Raw genomic sequence first — 15806 nt, 5'->3', positions numbered from 1 at the left:
GTTAGGCGTCCTTTCGGGAGTAAAACGGGGTATCTACGATAGTAAACGGATAGCGACGCCCGCGGATGTCAATTTCCACGTCCGTCCCCACTTCCGCGTGCTCCGGCGCGAGGTGCGCCAAGGCAACAGGGTAGCCCAGCGTCGGCGAGGGCTGACCGGAAGTCACCACACCAATGCGGTCTTGCGAGCCCGGCAGGAAGATCTCGGCGCCGGAGCGGGCGGCGCGGCGCTGCTCGGAGGTCAGGCCCGCGATCACAACCGACGGTTCGCGGCCGGAAAGCGCCTCCTTACCCACGAAGTCCGCCTCCTTCTTCGCAAAGGCGCGGCCCATGCCAGCCTCGACCGGGGTGATCTCGGTCGACAGCTCGTTGCCGTAGAGCGGCATGGACGCCTCCAGACGGAGCGAGTCGCGTGAGGCCAGCCCGCACGGGGTGGTTTCGCCCACGAGCGCGTCCCACAGCTTGGCGGCGTCTGCGAAGTCGCAGTAGAGCTCGAAGCCGTCCTCGCCGGTGTAGCCGGTGCGGGCGAGGAGGATCTCGGTGCCGTCGAAAAGCATGGGCGCGGCGGAGTAATAGCTCAGAGCGTCTGCGTCCTGGTCGACGTGCTTCTGCACCACCGCGAGCGCGTCGGGGCCCTGGACGGCAACCAGCGCGATGTCCTCACTGCGGTTGTTCAGCTCGACGTCGAAGTCGCGGGCGCGGGCGGAAAGGGCCTCCCACACCGCGGCGGTGTTGCCGGCGTTCGGCACGACCATGAAGTGGTCATCGGCGAGCCGGTAGGTGATCAGGTCGTCGATGATGCCGCCATTGTCGGCGACCAGCATCGAGTACTTCGCCTTGCCCACCTTCAGGATGGACATGTTGGAGATTAAGGCGTAGTCCAAAAACACGCCAGCCTCGGGGCCGGTGACGTCGACTTCGCCCATGTGAGACAGGTCGAACAGGCCGGCGGCACCGCGGACAGCGCGGTGCTCGTCGAGCTCGTTGCCGTATTTGAGCGGCATGGTCCAGCCGCCGAAGTCAGTAAAGGTTGCGCCCAGCTTCTCGTGGGCGGCGTAGAGGGGGGATTCAGCCATGTGTTTCTCCTTAGTCGTTGATGTCAAAAGCTTCCGGCGGTGGGCAAGCGCACACGAGGTTGCGGTCGCCGTAGGCCTCGTCGATGCGGCGCACCGGCGGGAAGTACTTCGCGTGCACGAGCCGGTCGACCGGGTAGGCCGCCTGCTCGCGGGTGAACTCGTACGGCCACTCGTCGCGCACCACCGAGTGGGCGGTAAACGGCGCGTGGTGCACGACGGAGTCTTCGTAGGCGACTTGGCCGTCGATGATCTCCTGGATCTCGGCGTGGATGGAGCGCATCGCCTCGACGAAGCGGTCCAGCTCGGCCAGGTCCTCGGACTCGGTCGGCTCGACCATGAGCGTGCCCGCGACCGGGAAGGCGAGCGTGGGGGCGTGGAAGCCGTAGTCCACCAGGCGCTTGGCCACATCGGCGGCGGTCACGCCGGACTTGTCGGTCAGCTCGCGCAGGTCCAGGATGCACTCGTGGCCGACCATGCCGTTGTCGCCGGTGTAGAGCACCGGGAAGTAGTCGGTGAGCTGGTGCGCAACGTAGTTCGCGCCGAGCACCGCGTGCTGGGTCGCGGACTTCAAGCCGGCCGCACCGCTCATCGCGATGTATGCCCAAGAGATCTGCAGCACGCCGGCCGAGCCGTAGAAGCTGGCCGAGACCGGCACGCCCTTGTCTCCCGGCACCGGCGAGCTCGCCTCTTCCAGCGTGACGTTGGCATCGCCCGGCAGGAAGGGGATGAGGTGCTCGCCCACGCCGATCGGGCCCACGCCCGGCCCGCCGCCACCGTGCGGGATGGTGAAGGTCTTGTGCAGGTTGAGGTGGCTGACGTCGCCGCCGAAGTCGCCGGGGCGCGCAATGCCGGTCAGCGCGTTCATGTTGGCGCCGTCGATGTAGACCTGGCCGCCAGCCGCGTGCACCTTGTCGCACACCAGGCGCACGTCGGACTCGTAGACGCCGTGGGTCGACGGGTAGGTCAGCATAATGGCTGCGACGTGCTCGCCGTGCTTTTCCAGCTGCGCATCCAGGTCGTCCAGGTCGATCGAGCCGTCGTCGGCGGTCTTGATCACCACGACGCGCAGGTTGGCCAAGCTTGCCGACGCCGCGTTCGTCCCATGCGCCGACGCCGGAATCAAGCAGATGTCGCGCTCGGTATCGCCATTAGCCACGTGGTAGCGGCGAATCGCAAGCAGGCCTGCGAGCTCGCCGGTGGCACCCGAGTTCGGCTGCAAGGAGACCTCGGCATAGCCGGTGATTTCGATAAGCCAGGAGCGCAGCTCGTCGATAAGCGTGGCCCAGCCCTTGGTGTATTCGGCCGGGGTGAAGGGGTGGACGTTGGCGAACTCGGGCCAGGTGATGGTCTCGAGGCCTGCCGTGGGGTTGAGCTTCATCGTGCAGGAGCCGAGCGGGATCATCGTGCGGTCGAGCGCGAGGTCCTTGTCGCCGAGCGTGCGGATGTAGCGCATCATCTGGGTCTCGGAGTGGATCGCGTTGAAGGTCTCGTGGGTGAGGAACTCGGTGCGGCGCGCAAGTGCCTCCGGCAGGCGGGGTTCGGCGTTCTCAGGCGCGGTGGCACCAAAGGCGTCGAGGAGCGCGGCGAGGTCGGCCTCGGAGGTGTCCTCGCCGAAGGCGACGCCGACGGTGGTGTCGTCGATGGCGCGCACGAGGTAGCCGGCCTGCGCTAGCTTCTCGACAACCGCCTGCGCATCCTCTACCTCAACCGCGACCGTGTCGAAGAACTCGGCGTGTGTGACGCGCTTGCCGGCGGCCTCGATACCGGCGGCGAAGCGGGCGGCAAAGTCGTGGATGGTGCGCGCGATCTCGGTCAGGCCCTCGGGCCCGTGGTAGACGGCGTACATGGAGGCTGCAACCGCCAGTAGCGCTTGCGCGGTACAGATGTTGGAGGTGGCGCGCTCGCGGCGGATGTGCTGCTCGCGGGTCTGCAGCGCCAGGCGGTAGGCGGGGAAGCCTTCCGCGTCCTTGGACACGCCTACCAGGCGGCCCGGCAGCTGACGCTTGAGCTTCTCCGGCACGGCCATAAAGGCCGCGTGCGGGCCGCCGTAGAACAGCGGCACGCCGAAGCGCTGGGTCGTACCGATCGCGATGTCGGCACCGAGCTCGCCAGGCGACTCCAGGACGGTGAGCGCGAGGATGTCCGCGTCGACGGTGACAAGGCCGCCACGTTCGTGGATGGCCTCGATGACGGGACGCGGATCTACAATGTCGCCCTCGGTTCCCGGGTAGGCCACGACCGCGCCGACGAGGTCTTCGCCAACAACGCCCTCGGAGAGGTCCACGACCTCCACCTCGAGGTCAATGGCCCGGGCGCGTTCTGCGGCGACGGTGATGACCTGGGGGTGCAGGCGGGCGTCGAGAAGCACGCGGCGGCCCTTGCGCACCGCGCGAGACATAAGCCCGACGGCCTCGGCGGCGGCGGAGGCTTCGTCGAGAAGCGAAGCATTCGCGATATCCAGGCCGGTGAGGTCCTGCACCATGGTCTGGAAATTGAGCAGCGCCTCGAGGCGGCCCTGGGAAATCTCCGGCTGGTAGGGGGTGTAGGCGGTGTACCAACCGGCGTCCTCGATCACGCCGCGGCGAATCACCGGCGGAGTGAGCGTAGAGTGGTAGCCCTGGCCGTAGAAGGCTTTGAGCACCGTGTTCTGGCTCGCGATTTCGCGGAGACGGTCCTGCGCCTCGTATTCCGTCAGCGCCTGCGGCAGCTGCAGCGGGCCGTCGGCGAGGATGCCGGAGGGGACCGCGGTATCGATCAGCGCATCGAGCGAATCGTAACCCAGCGTGTCCAGCATCTGCTGCTGTTCGCTCTGGTCGGGGCCAATATGACGGGAGATGTAATCCAAAACGCGCTCCTTGGTCGAAGTGGTGCCAAACACTAGCCAGTATAAGGTGCGACGCGATTAAGCACGGAAAGGGCAGGTGCCCCCGAAGACGCGAAACGGCCCGCCTCCCCGATTGCTGGGGAAGCGGGCCGTAGCGCTTACGCGGCTGGAGGCTTAGAGGTCCAGATCAGACTCGAAGTCGCCGACCTCGATGCGGTCCTTGATCGTGGTGACGAAGCGACCAGCGTCTGCACCGTCGACCAACTGGTGGTCGTAGGTGAAAGGCAGGTAGCACATCTGGCGGATCGCGATGGAGTCGATGCCGTCCTCGGTGACAATGACAGGACGCTTCTCGATCGTTGCGGTACCCAGGATGCCGGCCTGCGGCGGGGTCAGGATCGGGGTATCGAGCATCGCGCCCTCGGAACCGATGTTGGTCACCGTGAAGGTAGCGCCAGACAGGTCGTCCGGGCGCAGCTTCTTGTTGCGTGCGCGGTCAGCCAGGTCCACGATCGCCTTCGCGATCTCGGCGAGGTTGAGATCCTGCGCCTTCTTGATCACCGGAACCAGCAGGCCCTGCGGGGTATCAACAGCAATACCGATGTTGACGTCCTCGTGGTAGGTGATCTCCTTGGTCTCAGCGTTGTAGGACGCGTTGACGTTCGGGTGGGAGACCAGAGCCTCAGCGGTCGCCTTGACAAAGAACGCCAGGTAAGTGACGTTGACGCCGTGCTTGTCCACGAACGCCGGCTTGAACTTCTTACGCAGCTCGGCGACGCGGGTGACGTCGACCTCCTGCACGTGGGTGAGCTGTGCGGTGGTCTGCAGGGACTCGACCATCTTCGCTGCGGTGATCTCGCGGATGCGGTTGACCTTCTGCGTGGTGCCGATCAGCTCCTGCTTCGCCGGGTCCACGGACTTGGTGGACCAGTTGGCGCGTGCGCCCTTCGCAGCGGGCTTCTCAGCCGCAGCGGACTCGGAAGCAGTCTCGCCCTTGGCGGCTGCGAGCACGTCCTGCTTGCGGATACGGCCGCCGACACCGGTGCCCTCGACCTGGTTCAGGTCCACACCGTGCTTGTCAGCCAGCTTGCGCACCAGCGGGGTGACGTACGGGACGTCGCCGCCGCGGTTGTTCAGCTTCTCGGAGGAAGCAGCGGACTTATCAGACGCGTCGGCCTTCTCCGTCTTCTCCTGCTTCGGAGCCTCCTTCTTCGGCTCTTCCTTCTTCTCGGCAGGCTCCTCGGCCTTCTCTTCCTTCGGCTCCTCGGCGGGCTCTTCAGCCTCGTCCTCGTCTGCCTCCGCAGCATCTGCGTCACCGATGACGGCGATTGCCTCACCGACCTCGACGGTGTCGTCCTCCTCAGCGAGGATCTTCACCAGGGTGCCTGCGACAGGCGACGGGATCTCGGTGTCGACCTTGTCGGTGGAGACCTCGAGCAGTGGCTCGTCGACCTCGACTTCGTCGCCGACTTCCTTCAGCCAAGTGGTAATGGTGCCCTCGGTGACGGACTCGCCCAGCTCCGGCATCTCAACCTTGGTGCCAGCAGCGGAACCGGAAGACTTCTTCTCCTGCTTCGGAGCCTCTTCCTTCTTGGGCTCTTCCTTCGGCTCTTCGGCGGGCTCGTCGGCGTCATCAGCGTCATCCGAGGAAGCCGCCGCGTCAGCGTCACCGATGCGGGCGATGACCTCGCCGACCTCGACGGTGTCGTCCTCCTCAGCCAGCACCTCAACCAGGGTGCCCGCGACCGGGGAGGGGATCTCGGTGTCGACCTTGTCGGTGGAGACCTCGAGCAGCGGCTCGTCGACCTCAACTTCGTCGCCGACTTCCTTCAGCCAGGTAGTAATGGTGCCCTCGGTGACGGACTCGCCCAGCTCCGGCATCTCCACGTCCGTTGCGGACCCGGAGGACTTCGGTGCGGACTTGGACTCCTTCTTCTCCTCGGCGGGTGCCTCCTCCTCGGCCTCGTCAGCGTCGTCAGCGTCGTCGGAAGCCTTGTCGGAATCGCCGGCGGACTCTTCGCCCTCCTCGCCGATGATGGCGATGACCTCGCCGACCTCGACGGTGTCGTCTTCCTCAGCCTTGACCTCAATGAGGACACCCGCGACCGGGGACGGGATCTCGGTGTCGACCTTATCGGTGGAGACCTCGAGCAACGGCTCATCGACCTCGACGGTATCGCCGACTTCCTTCAGCCACGTGGTAATCGTGCCTTCGGTGACAGACTCGCCCAGCTCGGGCATCTCTACAGAGTGCGCCATGTTTTCTAAGTCTCCTCGCAGTTCAACGTTGTAACGGAAGCTATACAGTCAACAGGCTACCTGTATTCCGTCCGCCTCGTCGCGTTTGGGGGCGCGATTTGTACGCTCGCTAAGATGTTGGGCGTGTTTAACCTTTTCGGCAAACGGAAGCAGTCCTCCACCTTCAAGCCCCCGCGCGCGCCCGGCGAGACCATCCGCCCCGATGATGCGCAGTACTTACAGCAGTGGGTCGCCGGCCGGAAGTTCGTCGAGGGCTACATCGAGCCGGAGACGATGGTCAACGAGATGTCGGTGGTGTTAGTCGATGAGCAGGGCAACTACACCCGCCGCCGCATCGGCGGGCCTAAGGGTATCGATGAGGTGGCCAAGCTGTTGGGCATTTTGCTTTACGACGTCGAGGAGACCGGTTACCCAGACCGCATGCGTAAAAAGATGGAGCAGGAGAGAATCCTGCGCAAAAGGGCCGAGCAACGGGAACGCCGCGCCAAGTTTGAGCGCGGCGAGAACCCGTATAGTTAGCGCTCGGCCAGGGCCGAAAGGGTGGCGATGATGGTGCGCACCGGCACGCCGGTGGCGCGCTTCGGGGTGTAGCCGAAGGGGGACTCGGTGTTAAACGACGGTCCGGCGATGTCGATGTGGGCCCACTGGGTGCCCTCGCTGACAAACTTGGACAGGTAGAGCCCGGCAAAGAGCATGCCGCCGTTGCGCGAATTGTGAATGTTCCGGATGTCCGCGATCGGGGACTTCAGCTGCGCCTCCTGCTCCTCCAGAAGCGGCATGGCCCAGGCGGGCTCGCCGAGGCTGCGGCCGGTTTCGGCGATTGCATCGCGGAAGTCGTCCGAGCCCATTACCGCAGAAGTGCGTGCGCCGAGCGCGACCATCTGCGCGCCGGTGAGCGTGGCCGTCTCGATGAGGAAGTCGGGCTTGTCTTGGGAGGCGCGTGCGATGGCGTCGGCAAGCACGAGGCGGCCCTCGGCATCAGTGTTCAGGACTTCCGACGTCAGGCCCCCGTAGTGGGTGATGACATCGCCCGGGCGGGTGGCCGCGCCGGACGGCATGTTTTCGGCCAGCGGCAGCCAGGCGTCGATGCGCATGTCGATGCCCAGGCGCGCGGCGGCGACAATCGCGGCGAACTGGGCGGCAGACCCACCCATGTCGCTGATCATGTCCTCCATCTTCGCGCCCGGCTTCAGCGAGATGCCGCCGGTATCGAAGGTGATGCCCTTGCCCACCAGCGCGGTGTGCGTGCCGGTGGCTTCCGGGTTCAAGGCGAGGTGGACCAGGCGCGGCGGGCGCTGCGAGCCGCCACCGACGGCGGTGATGCCGCCAAAGCCGTGCTCGGCGAGGTAGTCCTCGTCGAAGACCTCGACTTTAAGGCCCACCTGCGCGCCGATTTCTTCCATGATCTTGGCGTAGGAGGCGGGGTAGAGGTAGTTCGACGGGGTGTTGACCAGGTCGCGCGCCAGGTTGACGGACTCGGCGATGATGCGCGCTGCCTCGAAGGCCTCCGCGTCGGCGTCAACGACGGCGACCTCGGTCGTCACCTGCGCAGGCTCTGCAGCGTCAGCGGCCTTGAAGCCCTGGTAGGAGTAGCTGCCAAGTACGATGCCCTCCACGACCGGGCCCACGCCGAACTCGGCGCTGATCGCTGCTTTCTCTACCCCAGCGAGCGAGCGGGCCGCGGTGCCGACGCCGCCGCGCACCGCTTCGTCGTCGATGTCCGAGGCCGGGCCGATGCCGAAGGCGATGAACAACGTGCCGTCGACAAGCAGGCGGTGGCACTCGCCGACCTTGCCCTTGGCACCCACCTTGCTCAGCGCGTTGAGCAGGCCGTCGGTCACAAGCGAGGTCACCGGCAGCTCAGGGCCGGACTCGCCGGCCGCGACCGGGACGAGGCGCGCGGCCTCAGCAGGCGCGTTTTCCGCGAGGGTTACCGACGCCGCCGTGCCACTGACGGGGAGTGAGCAATCAAAAGCCATAAAAAGTCACCTTTCTTTACAAGCCTGAATAAATTCCAGTGCTATTTCAGCGTACCTGGGTAAACGGGGCCACGGCCGCGAGTAGGGTAGTGCCCATGACATCGCTTGATTTCGCTATTGCCCAAAACCCTCACCCCGCAACAGACGCCGAGCGCGAAGCCATTTTGGCCAATCCGGCCTTCGGCCAGGAGTTCACCGACCACATGGTCTCCATCGAGTGGACCGAGGAGAAAGGCTGGCACGACGCCCAGGTGCGCCCGTACGCGCCGATTACCCTGGACCCGGCGACCAACGTCTTCCACTACGGGCAGGCCATCTTCGAGGGCCTGAAGGCCTACCGTCACGCCGACGGGAGCATCACCACCTTCCGCCCCGAGCAGAACGCGGCCCGAATGCAGCACTCCGCGCACCGCCTGGCCATGCCGGAGCTGCCCGAGGACCTGTTTATCGAGTCCCTGCGCCAGCTGGTCAACGTGGATAAGGCGTGGGTGCCTGCCGCCGGCGGGGAGGCCGCGCTCTATCTGCGCCCGTTTATGATCGGCACGGAGAAGACCCTGGGCGTGAAGCCCTCGCACTCCTTTACCTACTACGTCATCGCCTCGCCGGCGGGCGCATACTTCTCCGGCGGGGTCAAGCCGGTCTCCGTCTGGGTATCCAAGGAGTACGTTCGCGCCGCGCCGGGCGGCACCGGGGATGCGAAGTTCGCCGGCAACTACGCAGGCTCCCTGCTCGCCCAGGCCGAGGCGGAGGAGAAGGGCTGCGACCAGGTCGTCTGGCTGGACGCCATCGAGCGCAAGTACATCGAGGAAATGGGCGGCATGAACCTCATGTTCGTCGAGGGCTCCGGTGACAACGCCAAGCTGGTCACCCCGGCGCTGTCCGGATCGCTGCTGGCGGGCATTACCCGCAAGTCGCTGCTGCAGGTCGCCAAGGATATGGGCCTGGACGTTGAGGAGCGCAAGATCACCGTCGCGGATTGGCGCGAGGGCGTGGAAAACGGCACGATCACCGAAACGCTTGCCTGCGGCACTGCCGCCGTGCTCACCCCGGTCGGGCGCGTGAAGAGCGCCGACGGCGAGTTCACCATCAACAACAACGAGGCCGGCGAGATCACCATGGCGCTGCGCGAGCGCCTCCGTGGCATCCAGGACGGCAGCGTGGAGGACACCCACGGGTGGAACACCACGCTCGTCGAGGCTTAAGACCGCCTACTCTGCGCGCAGTAAATCGAGCACCTCGCCGACCATCTCCGCAGCCATGTTGAGCTGCGGGAGGGCGGCGAGCGCGCCTGTGGCCTGGCCAGCAGTGATGTCGAGTGCGAGCACGGGGGTCAGCTCGAGCGCCTGCAAGCAGCCGATGTGGGCGGGCTCCGGGCTGAGGCCTGCGGCGATTATCCAACGCTTGGTGCCGGGGGCGAGTCGCTCGGCGACGTAGGCGGCGACGGTGGGCAGCGCGCCGTCGAGAAGCACTGGCGTGCGGCGCACCGCGGACTGGGCGATCAGCCCTACGAGGAAGGCCATGTCCGGCCCGGAGATCTCTGCGAGTACGCGCTCGACGTCGTCGGCGAATCCGCGGGCGTGGAACATCGCGTCACGGATCGCGGCGACCTTGATCTTCCATACCTCGTCGTCGATGCCGGAGCCGCGGCCGATTGCGAGCACCGGCTCGGTGCGGGTGAGCGTGCCGTAGACGGCGGCGGCGATCGTGGTGTCGCCGACGCCGACGTTGCCGGGGATGATGAGGTCCGTGCCGGAGTCGACCTCTTCGTCGGCGACCTGCATGCCGCGGGCAATCGCGTCCGCGCAGGCGGCGGCAGTCATCGCGGGGGAAGTATCGATCGCGCCGGTGGGCTCGTCGAACTCGTCGACCACGCGCACCGTCGCTCCCGCCGCGCGCGCCGCGCTATGTGCGGGGCCTCCACCCGCGGCGAGCTGGGCGAGCAGGCGCTCGGTCGCACTTTCGTCCCACGCGGACAGCCCGCGGGCTGCGATGCCGTGGCGCGCGGCCACCACCACGGCGCGGGGACGAGCAAAGGGAGCCGGGTCTGCGCCTGCCTGCACACCGGCTAGCTGCGCGCCGAGATCGCCGAGCCGGCCAAGCGCGCGGCCCGGAACGCTGCGCGCGAGCAGGCGCGACACCGTGCGGGCGCGGCCCGTGTCCGGCGGCTCGACGGCCGGAAAGCGTGGTGCGGGATCGGTCATCGCTTACACCTTCGCACCGATGGCGACCTGCGGCTTCGGCGAGCGCCAGTTGCGCGGCTGGGAGGCGCGGGAGAACGCGTACATGCCCAGCCCGAAGCCGGTTTCGGTGGTCTCCGGGAACTTCGCGCGTACCGCCTTGTTGGCACGGATGCCGATGATGAAGGCCTCGATGAAGATCGCCAGGATAAACACCATGGTCAGCCCGGACAGCACCGTGGCCACGCGCGGCATCCAAGTGCCGATCAGCATGACTAGCAGCAGCACGAGCGCGACCGGCATGACGTAGTTGTTGAAGAAGCGGCGGGCGTCGACCCAGTCGCGCACGTAGCGGCGGATCTCGCCCTTGTCGCGGTCCATGAGGTAGCGCTCGTCGCCAGCGTCGATGCGGGCCTGGATCTCGCGGTTCGCGCGGCGATTCTCCGCGCGCTGCTCCTTCTTATACGCCTTCCATTCCTCCTTCGTCATGGAGGCTTTCAGATCTTTGTTGCGCTGCGAGCGCTGCGCCGGCGTCAGTGCATCCGGGTCGCGGATCACCCCGCGCTTGATCTCCTGCTCGTGCCGCTTGGGCGTCGGGCGGCCCTTCGGCGGGGTGTAGCCCTTGGGGTAGGTGGGCTCCGGCTGGGCCCCGCTTATCGACGCTCCGTCGTCCACAGCGCCCGCCTCAGCCTGCTGCTCGGTGTTCTGCTCAGATTTCTGCCAGGGGAATTTCACGCCCTCTAGGCTACAAGCAGGCGTAGGAAAGTAGGAATACGCCACCGGGGTGGTGCGTTACAGATGAAGAGCCCGGCACCTGGGCGGCGACGGTTGCGCGCCGCTTCCGGGTGGGCACTATGATGGGGCCAACTCCGGCAACATATTTAAGGAGAGATTTCCATGACTGCACCTACCTCTGCCACTGGGGTGAACCTGACCGACGCCGCCGCCGCGAAGGCGAAGGCACTGCTGGACCAAGAGGGTCGCACCGACCTGTCGCTGCGTATCGCCGTGCAGCCGGGTGGCTGCGCGGGCCTGCGCTACCAGCTCTACTTCGACGACCGTGACCTGGACGGCGACAAGGCCGACGAGGTCGGCGGCGTACGTCTCGTGGTGGACAAGATGAGCGTGCCGTACCTGGCCGGTGCCACCATCGACTTCGCCGACACGATCGAGCAGCAGGGCTTCACCATCGACAACCCGAACGCTGGCGGCTCCTGCGCTTGCGGCGACTCCTTCAACTAGGTCTCGCGCGCGAAAGAATCCCGCCCTCCACACAGGCGACAAGCTGTGTAGTGGGCGGGATTCATTTCTCACAGGCCGATTGTTTTTGCGCTATTCGCAGGCGACGCCATCGCCGTCGCGGTCCAGGGCGGAGCGGTAGCCAGGCTCATAGTCGTAGATGGGATTTACACCGGCCTCGCGGGCTGCAGCACAATTGCGGTAGTAGCCGTTTGCAGGCCGCTTCCCGTTCTGGTTAGCAGGTGCGGGGCGCGCTTGGGGTGCTCGTGCTGGAGCTGGTTTGGGCACAGACCGAGGGGACGGAGCAGGCTTGGGTGCTTGCCGCGGAGCCTTCGCTGGTGCTGTGTTCGGGCGGGGCGCTGGCTTCGGCGCCGGTGCTTTTGCTCGGGGGCGGGGCCCAGGAATAACTCCCGGAAGGGGGTTAGGGATAAGTCGCTGCTGGACTGCCCAAACTGTGGCGCCAGCTCCCAAGCCAACGACCGCAAGAATGGCGGCAATCGTGATGGCGGCGGCTGCGCCTGTGGAGAGCTCATTGTCTTCTGCTTGAGCAGCCTCTTGCGAGGTAACCTCGTTAGCTTGCGCATTCGGTACAGACGTTAGGGAAAACATGCATGCGCCAGCCAGCCCTAGCGCCAGAATTGACTTTTTCATAACTAAAGAATAGCAGCATGCTGTGAAATGCCTTGTGGCTTGGATGACGTGATGTTGCGCACTTTCTGAACCTCGTCTACGCACCGCAGCCGTGCTGCTCGCGCAGCCACGCCCTCGCCTCGTCGAGGGCCTCGTCAGCGGTGGCGGTGGGGGAGTCGGGCTGGATCGGATCTTCGGCGAACTCCTCGCCGGTGCGGGCCTTGTCCTTGGCGATGGTAAGCATGAGCACGCTGCCGTCCGGGAAGTCATAGACCGTATTCGCCGAGGCGAAACCGGCCGTGGGGGTGCCAAAGGAGCGGGAATTATCGAGACCGCGGAAGGCGAGCATGGTGGCTTCGCCAGAGGAAGCGGTGGTGTCGTCGACAAGCACGGCAGTGGGAGCCTCCCACTTGCCGCCGGCGGTTTCCAGCGGGGTGCCGCCGCCGCGAACCGCGTTGCCCTCGACGGTGACCGCCGTGGTGCTCATGCGGCTGACGAACTCGAGCGCGGTGCCGTCGGGGAGAAGTGGGCTTAAGCCCGCGACCATGGGGCCCATGTCGCCGCCGTCGTTGCCGCGCAGGTCGACGATCGCGCCGCAGGCACCGGCGTCGCGCGCCTCGATCAGCCCGCGGGAGAGTGTGTCGGCGTAGCTCTGCACGTCGTCGTGGCGGCCGATGCCGGGCACGATGGCAAGCGCGATGCCGTCGGTCGTTTCGACGCCGACCTGGGCGGACGGGGCGTCGTCGTCTTGGTTCGCTTCTTCGTAGAAGAGCTTGGAATGCTTGCCGCCGGCGGCGTGGACCGCGGCGTTGAGCGGCTCGATCAGTTCGTACTTGTGGCGCGCATACTCGGTCGCCTCCTCGACCTCGGCGCGGGCTGCTGCGAACTCCTCCGAGTCGCCGTAGATGCCCATCGATTCGGACAGATCCAGCACGGTGTTGGCATAACGTTTCGGCGTGTCCGTGCCGAAGAAGCGGGCCTGGCCGGTCATCTGCGCGGTCAGCGTCGGGCCCCAGACGTAGCCGGCGGCCGCGATGAGCAGTAGAAGGGCGACGACAACGCCGCCGAGGATACGAAGGACTTTCTTTGTTGTACTCATGCCTTTAATTTTCGCTGTGCGAGGAGGTTGTCGGCAATGGTGGCAGCGGGAGTCTTTGGGTAGAGCTAGCACTACCTTGTGGCGTGTGCGGAGTGCTGGACGCCTAAGTAGAGCTAGCTCCATTTGGGCTCACCCCGGCCGGAAAATCCCAGGTCGCGCGGAACCGTGATTGCTAAACGGAGCTAGCTCCATTTGGACCAGCCTCAAAGACACAAGCCCGGCGTCAAAACGCCAGGTCGATCGGAGCACGGAAGCGGCAAACTCCCCAGGTCGCCCCCTTACAGCTTGACCGGGTAGTCCTTGTGCTCGATCTCCGGGTCGATGCGCTGCTCGACGAAGATGCCGTGCCAAACCATAAATGCCAGTACGGTCCACAGGCGGCGGGAGTGGTCAGAGATGCCGTCGCGGTGCTCCTTGAGCATCTCGAGCACCTCCTTCTTGTTAAAGATGTGCTCGGTCTGCGATTCGTTGATCGTGTCCTGCGCCCAGCCGTACAGCTCGTCACCCGCGAGCCAGTGGCGCATCGGCACGGGGAAGCCGAGCTTGCGGCGGTTGAGCACGTGTGCGGGCACGATCTGCTCCATCGCGCGGCGCAGCGCGTACTTCGTCGTCCCGTTCGCGATCTTCTGCTCGTAAGGAATTGTCTGCGCCACCTCGAAGACCTCCTTGTCCAGGAAGGGGACGCGCAGCTCGAGCGAGTTCGCCATGTTCATCTTGTCGGCCTTGACCAGGATGTCGCCGCGCATCCAGGTGAACAGGTCGAGGTTCTGCATGCGCGCGACCGGGTCCATGCTTGTCGACGCCGCGTAAATCGGTGCCGTCACCTCCCGGTGATCCCACTCGCGCTTGGCCCAGGGCAGCACCCGGTTGAGCTGCTCGAAGTTAAAGGAGCGGGCGTTGCCGTAGTAGCGCTCCTCCATCGGGGTGGTGCCACGCAGCAGCAGGCTCTTGCCCTTCATGCCCTCGGGAAGGACCTGGCCGAGCTTGTTCAGCCCGCGCAGCAGGGGAGAGGGCAGCTTTTCAAAGGGCGCGAGCGAAAGAGGCTCCTTGTAGATGGTGTAGCCGCCGAACAGCTCGTCGGCACCCTCGCCGGAGAGCACGACCTTGACGTGCTTGCGGGCTTCTTGCGCGACGAAGAAGAGCGGGACGAGCGAAGGGTCGGCGACCGGGTCGTCCAAGTACCACATGATCTTCGGGATCGCGTTCGCATACTCCTCGGGCGAGACGATCTTGACGATGTGCTCGACGCCAATCGCTTCAGCCGACTCGGCAGCCACGTCGACCTCGGAGTAGCCCTCGCGCTCGAAGCCGGTGGTGAAGGTCAAAAGGTCCGGGTTGTGGCGCTTTGCCAACGCCGCGATGGCGGTGGAATCGATGCCGCCGGAGAGGAAGGAACCGACGGTCACGTCGGCGCGCATGTGCTTGGCCACCGAATCCTCGAGGGCTGCGGCGATCCGGTCGTAGAGGTCCTGCTCCTTGGCCTTGGGGACCGGCTGGGACTTAAAGTGCGGGGTGAAATACCGCTCGCTGACGACCTTGCCGCCGGGGCTCAGGGTGACGGTGCAGCCGGACTCCACGCGTCGAATAGCGGTGTGCAGCGTCTCCGGTTCGGGAACGTACTGCAGGTCGACATAGTGCTCGATCGCGCGTCGGTCTAGGCCGTTGTCTTGACCACCGAGGTCGAGCCCAAGGGGTTCCGCCATCGCAAGGATAGATTTCTTCTCGGAGGCGAACACGGTACCGGCCTCCGTGGTGGCGTAAAACAGCGGCTTGATGCCGAACTGGTCGCGGGCGGCAAACATAGTTTTCGTCTCGCTGTCCCAGATGACGATGCCGAACATGCCGCGCAGGTGGTTGACCACGTCCTTGCCCCAGTGGTGGTAGCCCACCACGATCGGCTCGCCGTCGCCGGAAGTATTAAAGGTGTAGCCCGCGGCCTGCAGCTCCTCGCGCAGCTCGAGGTAGTTGTAGATCTCGCCGTTGAAGGTCATGGCGTAGCGGGTCGGGTTGTCCTCCGGGCCCCAGCGCAGTGGCTGGTGGGAGTGCTCCAGGTCGATGATGGCCAGGCGGTTAAAGCCGAAGACTGCGTCTGCGTCGTGCCACGTGCCGGCGGCGTCGGGGCCGCGGTGGTACATGCAGGGCAGCGCCTCGTCCATGGCGGGGACGAAGGTGCTGGCGTTGGAACCGGCGGTAAGCAGTGCAAGCAGGCCACACATCGTAAGTTGAACCTTCTCCTTATATATATGGTGCGCAACGGGTGCGCGCGGGTATGCCTTCCAAGGATAGAGTTCGCGCGCCTCGATCGGCGAACCGGCCGCCGGTGTGGCGCTTCAACCTTTAGCCCGTCCCCGAAAGGGGGCCAACTTTCGGATGAATATTTTGGCCGAATCTCCGGATTTTGTGTGCTGTAGGCCACAATTGCTGGGGCCTGGCAGGAAAAGCCAAGGGTGGCGGGTGGGCGTCGGGAAGCGAAAGTACTGCACTTCGGGGGCGAGAGTGAGAATTCCGTGGACGGGCTTGGGAT

13 protein-coding genes are annotated in these 15806 nt (G+C 65.6%); 4 read left to right on the top strand and 9 right to left on the bottom strand.

Features of this window, described 5'->3' with window-relative positions:
• Nucleotide 1: 1 nt before the first annotated feature.
• From gcvT to sucB, 3 genes are all read right to left on the bottom strand, one after another.
• Nucleotides 2–1075 (bottom strand): glycine cleavage system aminomethyltransferase GcvT, encoded by a 1074-nt coding sequence (gcvT, locus tag CIMIT_RS08230; protein WP_038591589.1) that lies wholly within the window; start codon nt 1073–1075, stop codon nt 2–4.
• 10 nt (nt 1076–1085) lie between these two features.
• Nucleotides 1086–3920: an aminomethyl-transferring glycine dehydrogenase gene (gcvP, locus tag CIMIT_RS08225; RefSeq protein WP_038591586.1), complete on the bottom strand. Its 2835-nt coding sequence runs from the start codon at nt 3918–3920 to the stop codon at nt 1086–1088.
• 153 nt (nt 3921–4073) lie between these two features.
• Entirely contained in the window at nt 4074–6158 is a 2085-nt protein-coding gene (sucB, locus tag CIMIT_RS08220) for a 2-oxoglutarate dehydrogenase, E2 component, dihydrolipoamide succinyltransferase (RefSeq protein ID WP_038591583.1), read from the bottom strand.
• Between the two features lie 123 nt (nt 6159–6281).
• On the opposite strand from sucB, the gene CIMIT_RS08215 reads away from it, so the two are divergent.
• Entirely contained in the window at nt 6282–6677 is a 396-nt protein-coding gene (locus CIMIT_RS08215; protein ID WP_038591580.1) for a hypothetical protein, read from the top strand.
• Here CIMIT_RS08215 and CIMIT_RS08210 read toward each other — a convergent pair.
• On the bottom strand, nt 6674–8137 hold the full coding sequence (locus tag CIMIT_RS08210) for a leucyl aminopeptidase (RefSeq protein WP_038591577.1): 1464 nt from the start codon (nt 8135–8137) through the stop codon (nt 6674–6676). The genes CIMIT_RS08215 and CIMIT_RS08210 overlap by 4 nt on opposite strands.
• A 95-nt stretch (nt 8138–8232) precedes the next feature.
• Between CIMIT_RS08210 and CIMIT_RS08205 the strand changes: the two genes are divergently transcribed.
• Complete coding sequence (locus tag CIMIT_RS08205; protein WP_038591574.1) at nt 8233–9339, top strand: branched-chain amino acid aminotransferase; 1107 nt, start codon at nt 8233–8235, stop codon at nt 9337–9339.
• Nucleotides 9340–9345: 6 nt separating this feature from the next.
• On the opposite strand, the gene CIMIT_RS08200 is transcribed toward CIMIT_RS08205, so the two are convergent.
• Together CIMIT_RS08200 and CIMIT_RS08195 are read right to left on the bottom strand one after the other, a co-directional pair.
• The gene (locus CIMIT_RS08200) at nt 9346–10338 is read right to left on the bottom strand and encodes a nicotinate-nucleotide--dimethylbenzimidazole phosphoribosyltransferase (protein ID WP_038591571.1); all 993 of its coding nucleotides are present in this window, start codon (nt 10336–10338) and stop codon (nt 9346–9348) included.
• A gap of 3 nt (nt 10339–10341) precedes the next feature.
• Entirely contained in the window at nt 10342–11049 is a 708-nt protein-coding gene (locus tag CIMIT_RS08195; protein ID WP_038591568.1) for a DUF3043 domain-containing protein, read from the bottom strand.
• 162 nt (nt 11050–11211) lie between these two features.
• Here CIMIT_RS08195 and CIMIT_RS08190 point away from each other — a divergent pair, with 162 nt between their 5' ends.
• Nucleotides 11212–11556 (top strand): HesB/IscA family protein, encoded by a 345-nt coding sequence (locus CIMIT_RS08190; protein ID WP_038591565.1) that lies wholly within the window; start codon nt 11212–11214, stop codon nt 11554–11556.
• A 90-nt stretch (nt 11557–11646) separates the two neighbouring features.
• On the opposite strand, the gene CIMIT_RS13125 is transcribed toward CIMIT_RS08190, so the two are convergent.
• On the bottom strand, nt 11647–11841 hold the full coding sequence (locus CIMIT_RS13125) for an excalibur calcium-binding domain-containing protein (RefSeq protein WP_169713230.1): 195 nt from the start codon (nt 11839–11841) through the stop codon (nt 11647–11649).
• On the opposite strand from CIMIT_RS13125, the gene CIMIT_RS12805 reads away from it, so the two are divergent.
• On the top strand, nt 11820–11960 hold the full coding sequence (locus tag CIMIT_RS12805) for a hypothetical protein (protein ID WP_236620828.1): 141 nt from the start codon (nt 11820–11822) through the stop codon (nt 11958–11960). The genes CIMIT_RS13125 and CIMIT_RS12805 overlap by 22 nt on opposite strands.
• Before the next feature lie 320 nt (nt 11961–12280).
• On the opposite strand, the gene CIMIT_RS08185 is transcribed toward CIMIT_RS12805, so the two are convergent.
• Together CIMIT_RS08185 and asnB are read right to left on the bottom strand one after the other, a co-directional pair.
• Complete coding sequence (locus tag CIMIT_RS08185) at nt 12281–13282, bottom strand: S41 family peptidase (RefSeq protein ID WP_038591562.1); 1002 nt, start codon at nt 13280–13282, stop codon at nt 12281–12283.
• A 278-nt stretch (nt 13283–13560) separates the two neighbouring features.
• Nucleotides 13561–15498 (bottom strand): asparagine synthase (glutamine-hydrolyzing), encoded by a 1938-nt coding sequence (asnB, locus tag CIMIT_RS08180; protein ID WP_038591560.1) that lies wholly within the window; start codon nt 15496–15498, stop codon nt 13561–13563.
• Between the last annotated feature and the right edge of the window lie 308 nt (nt 15499–15806).

Origin of the sequence: Corynebacterium imitans (assembly GCF_000739455.1) — a bacterium.
GTDB lineage: Bacteria > Actinomycetota > Actinomycetes > Mycobacteriales > Mycobacteriaceae > Corynebacterium > Corynebacterium imitans.
This window is presented reverse-complemented; position numbering and strand designations above follow the sequence as displayed.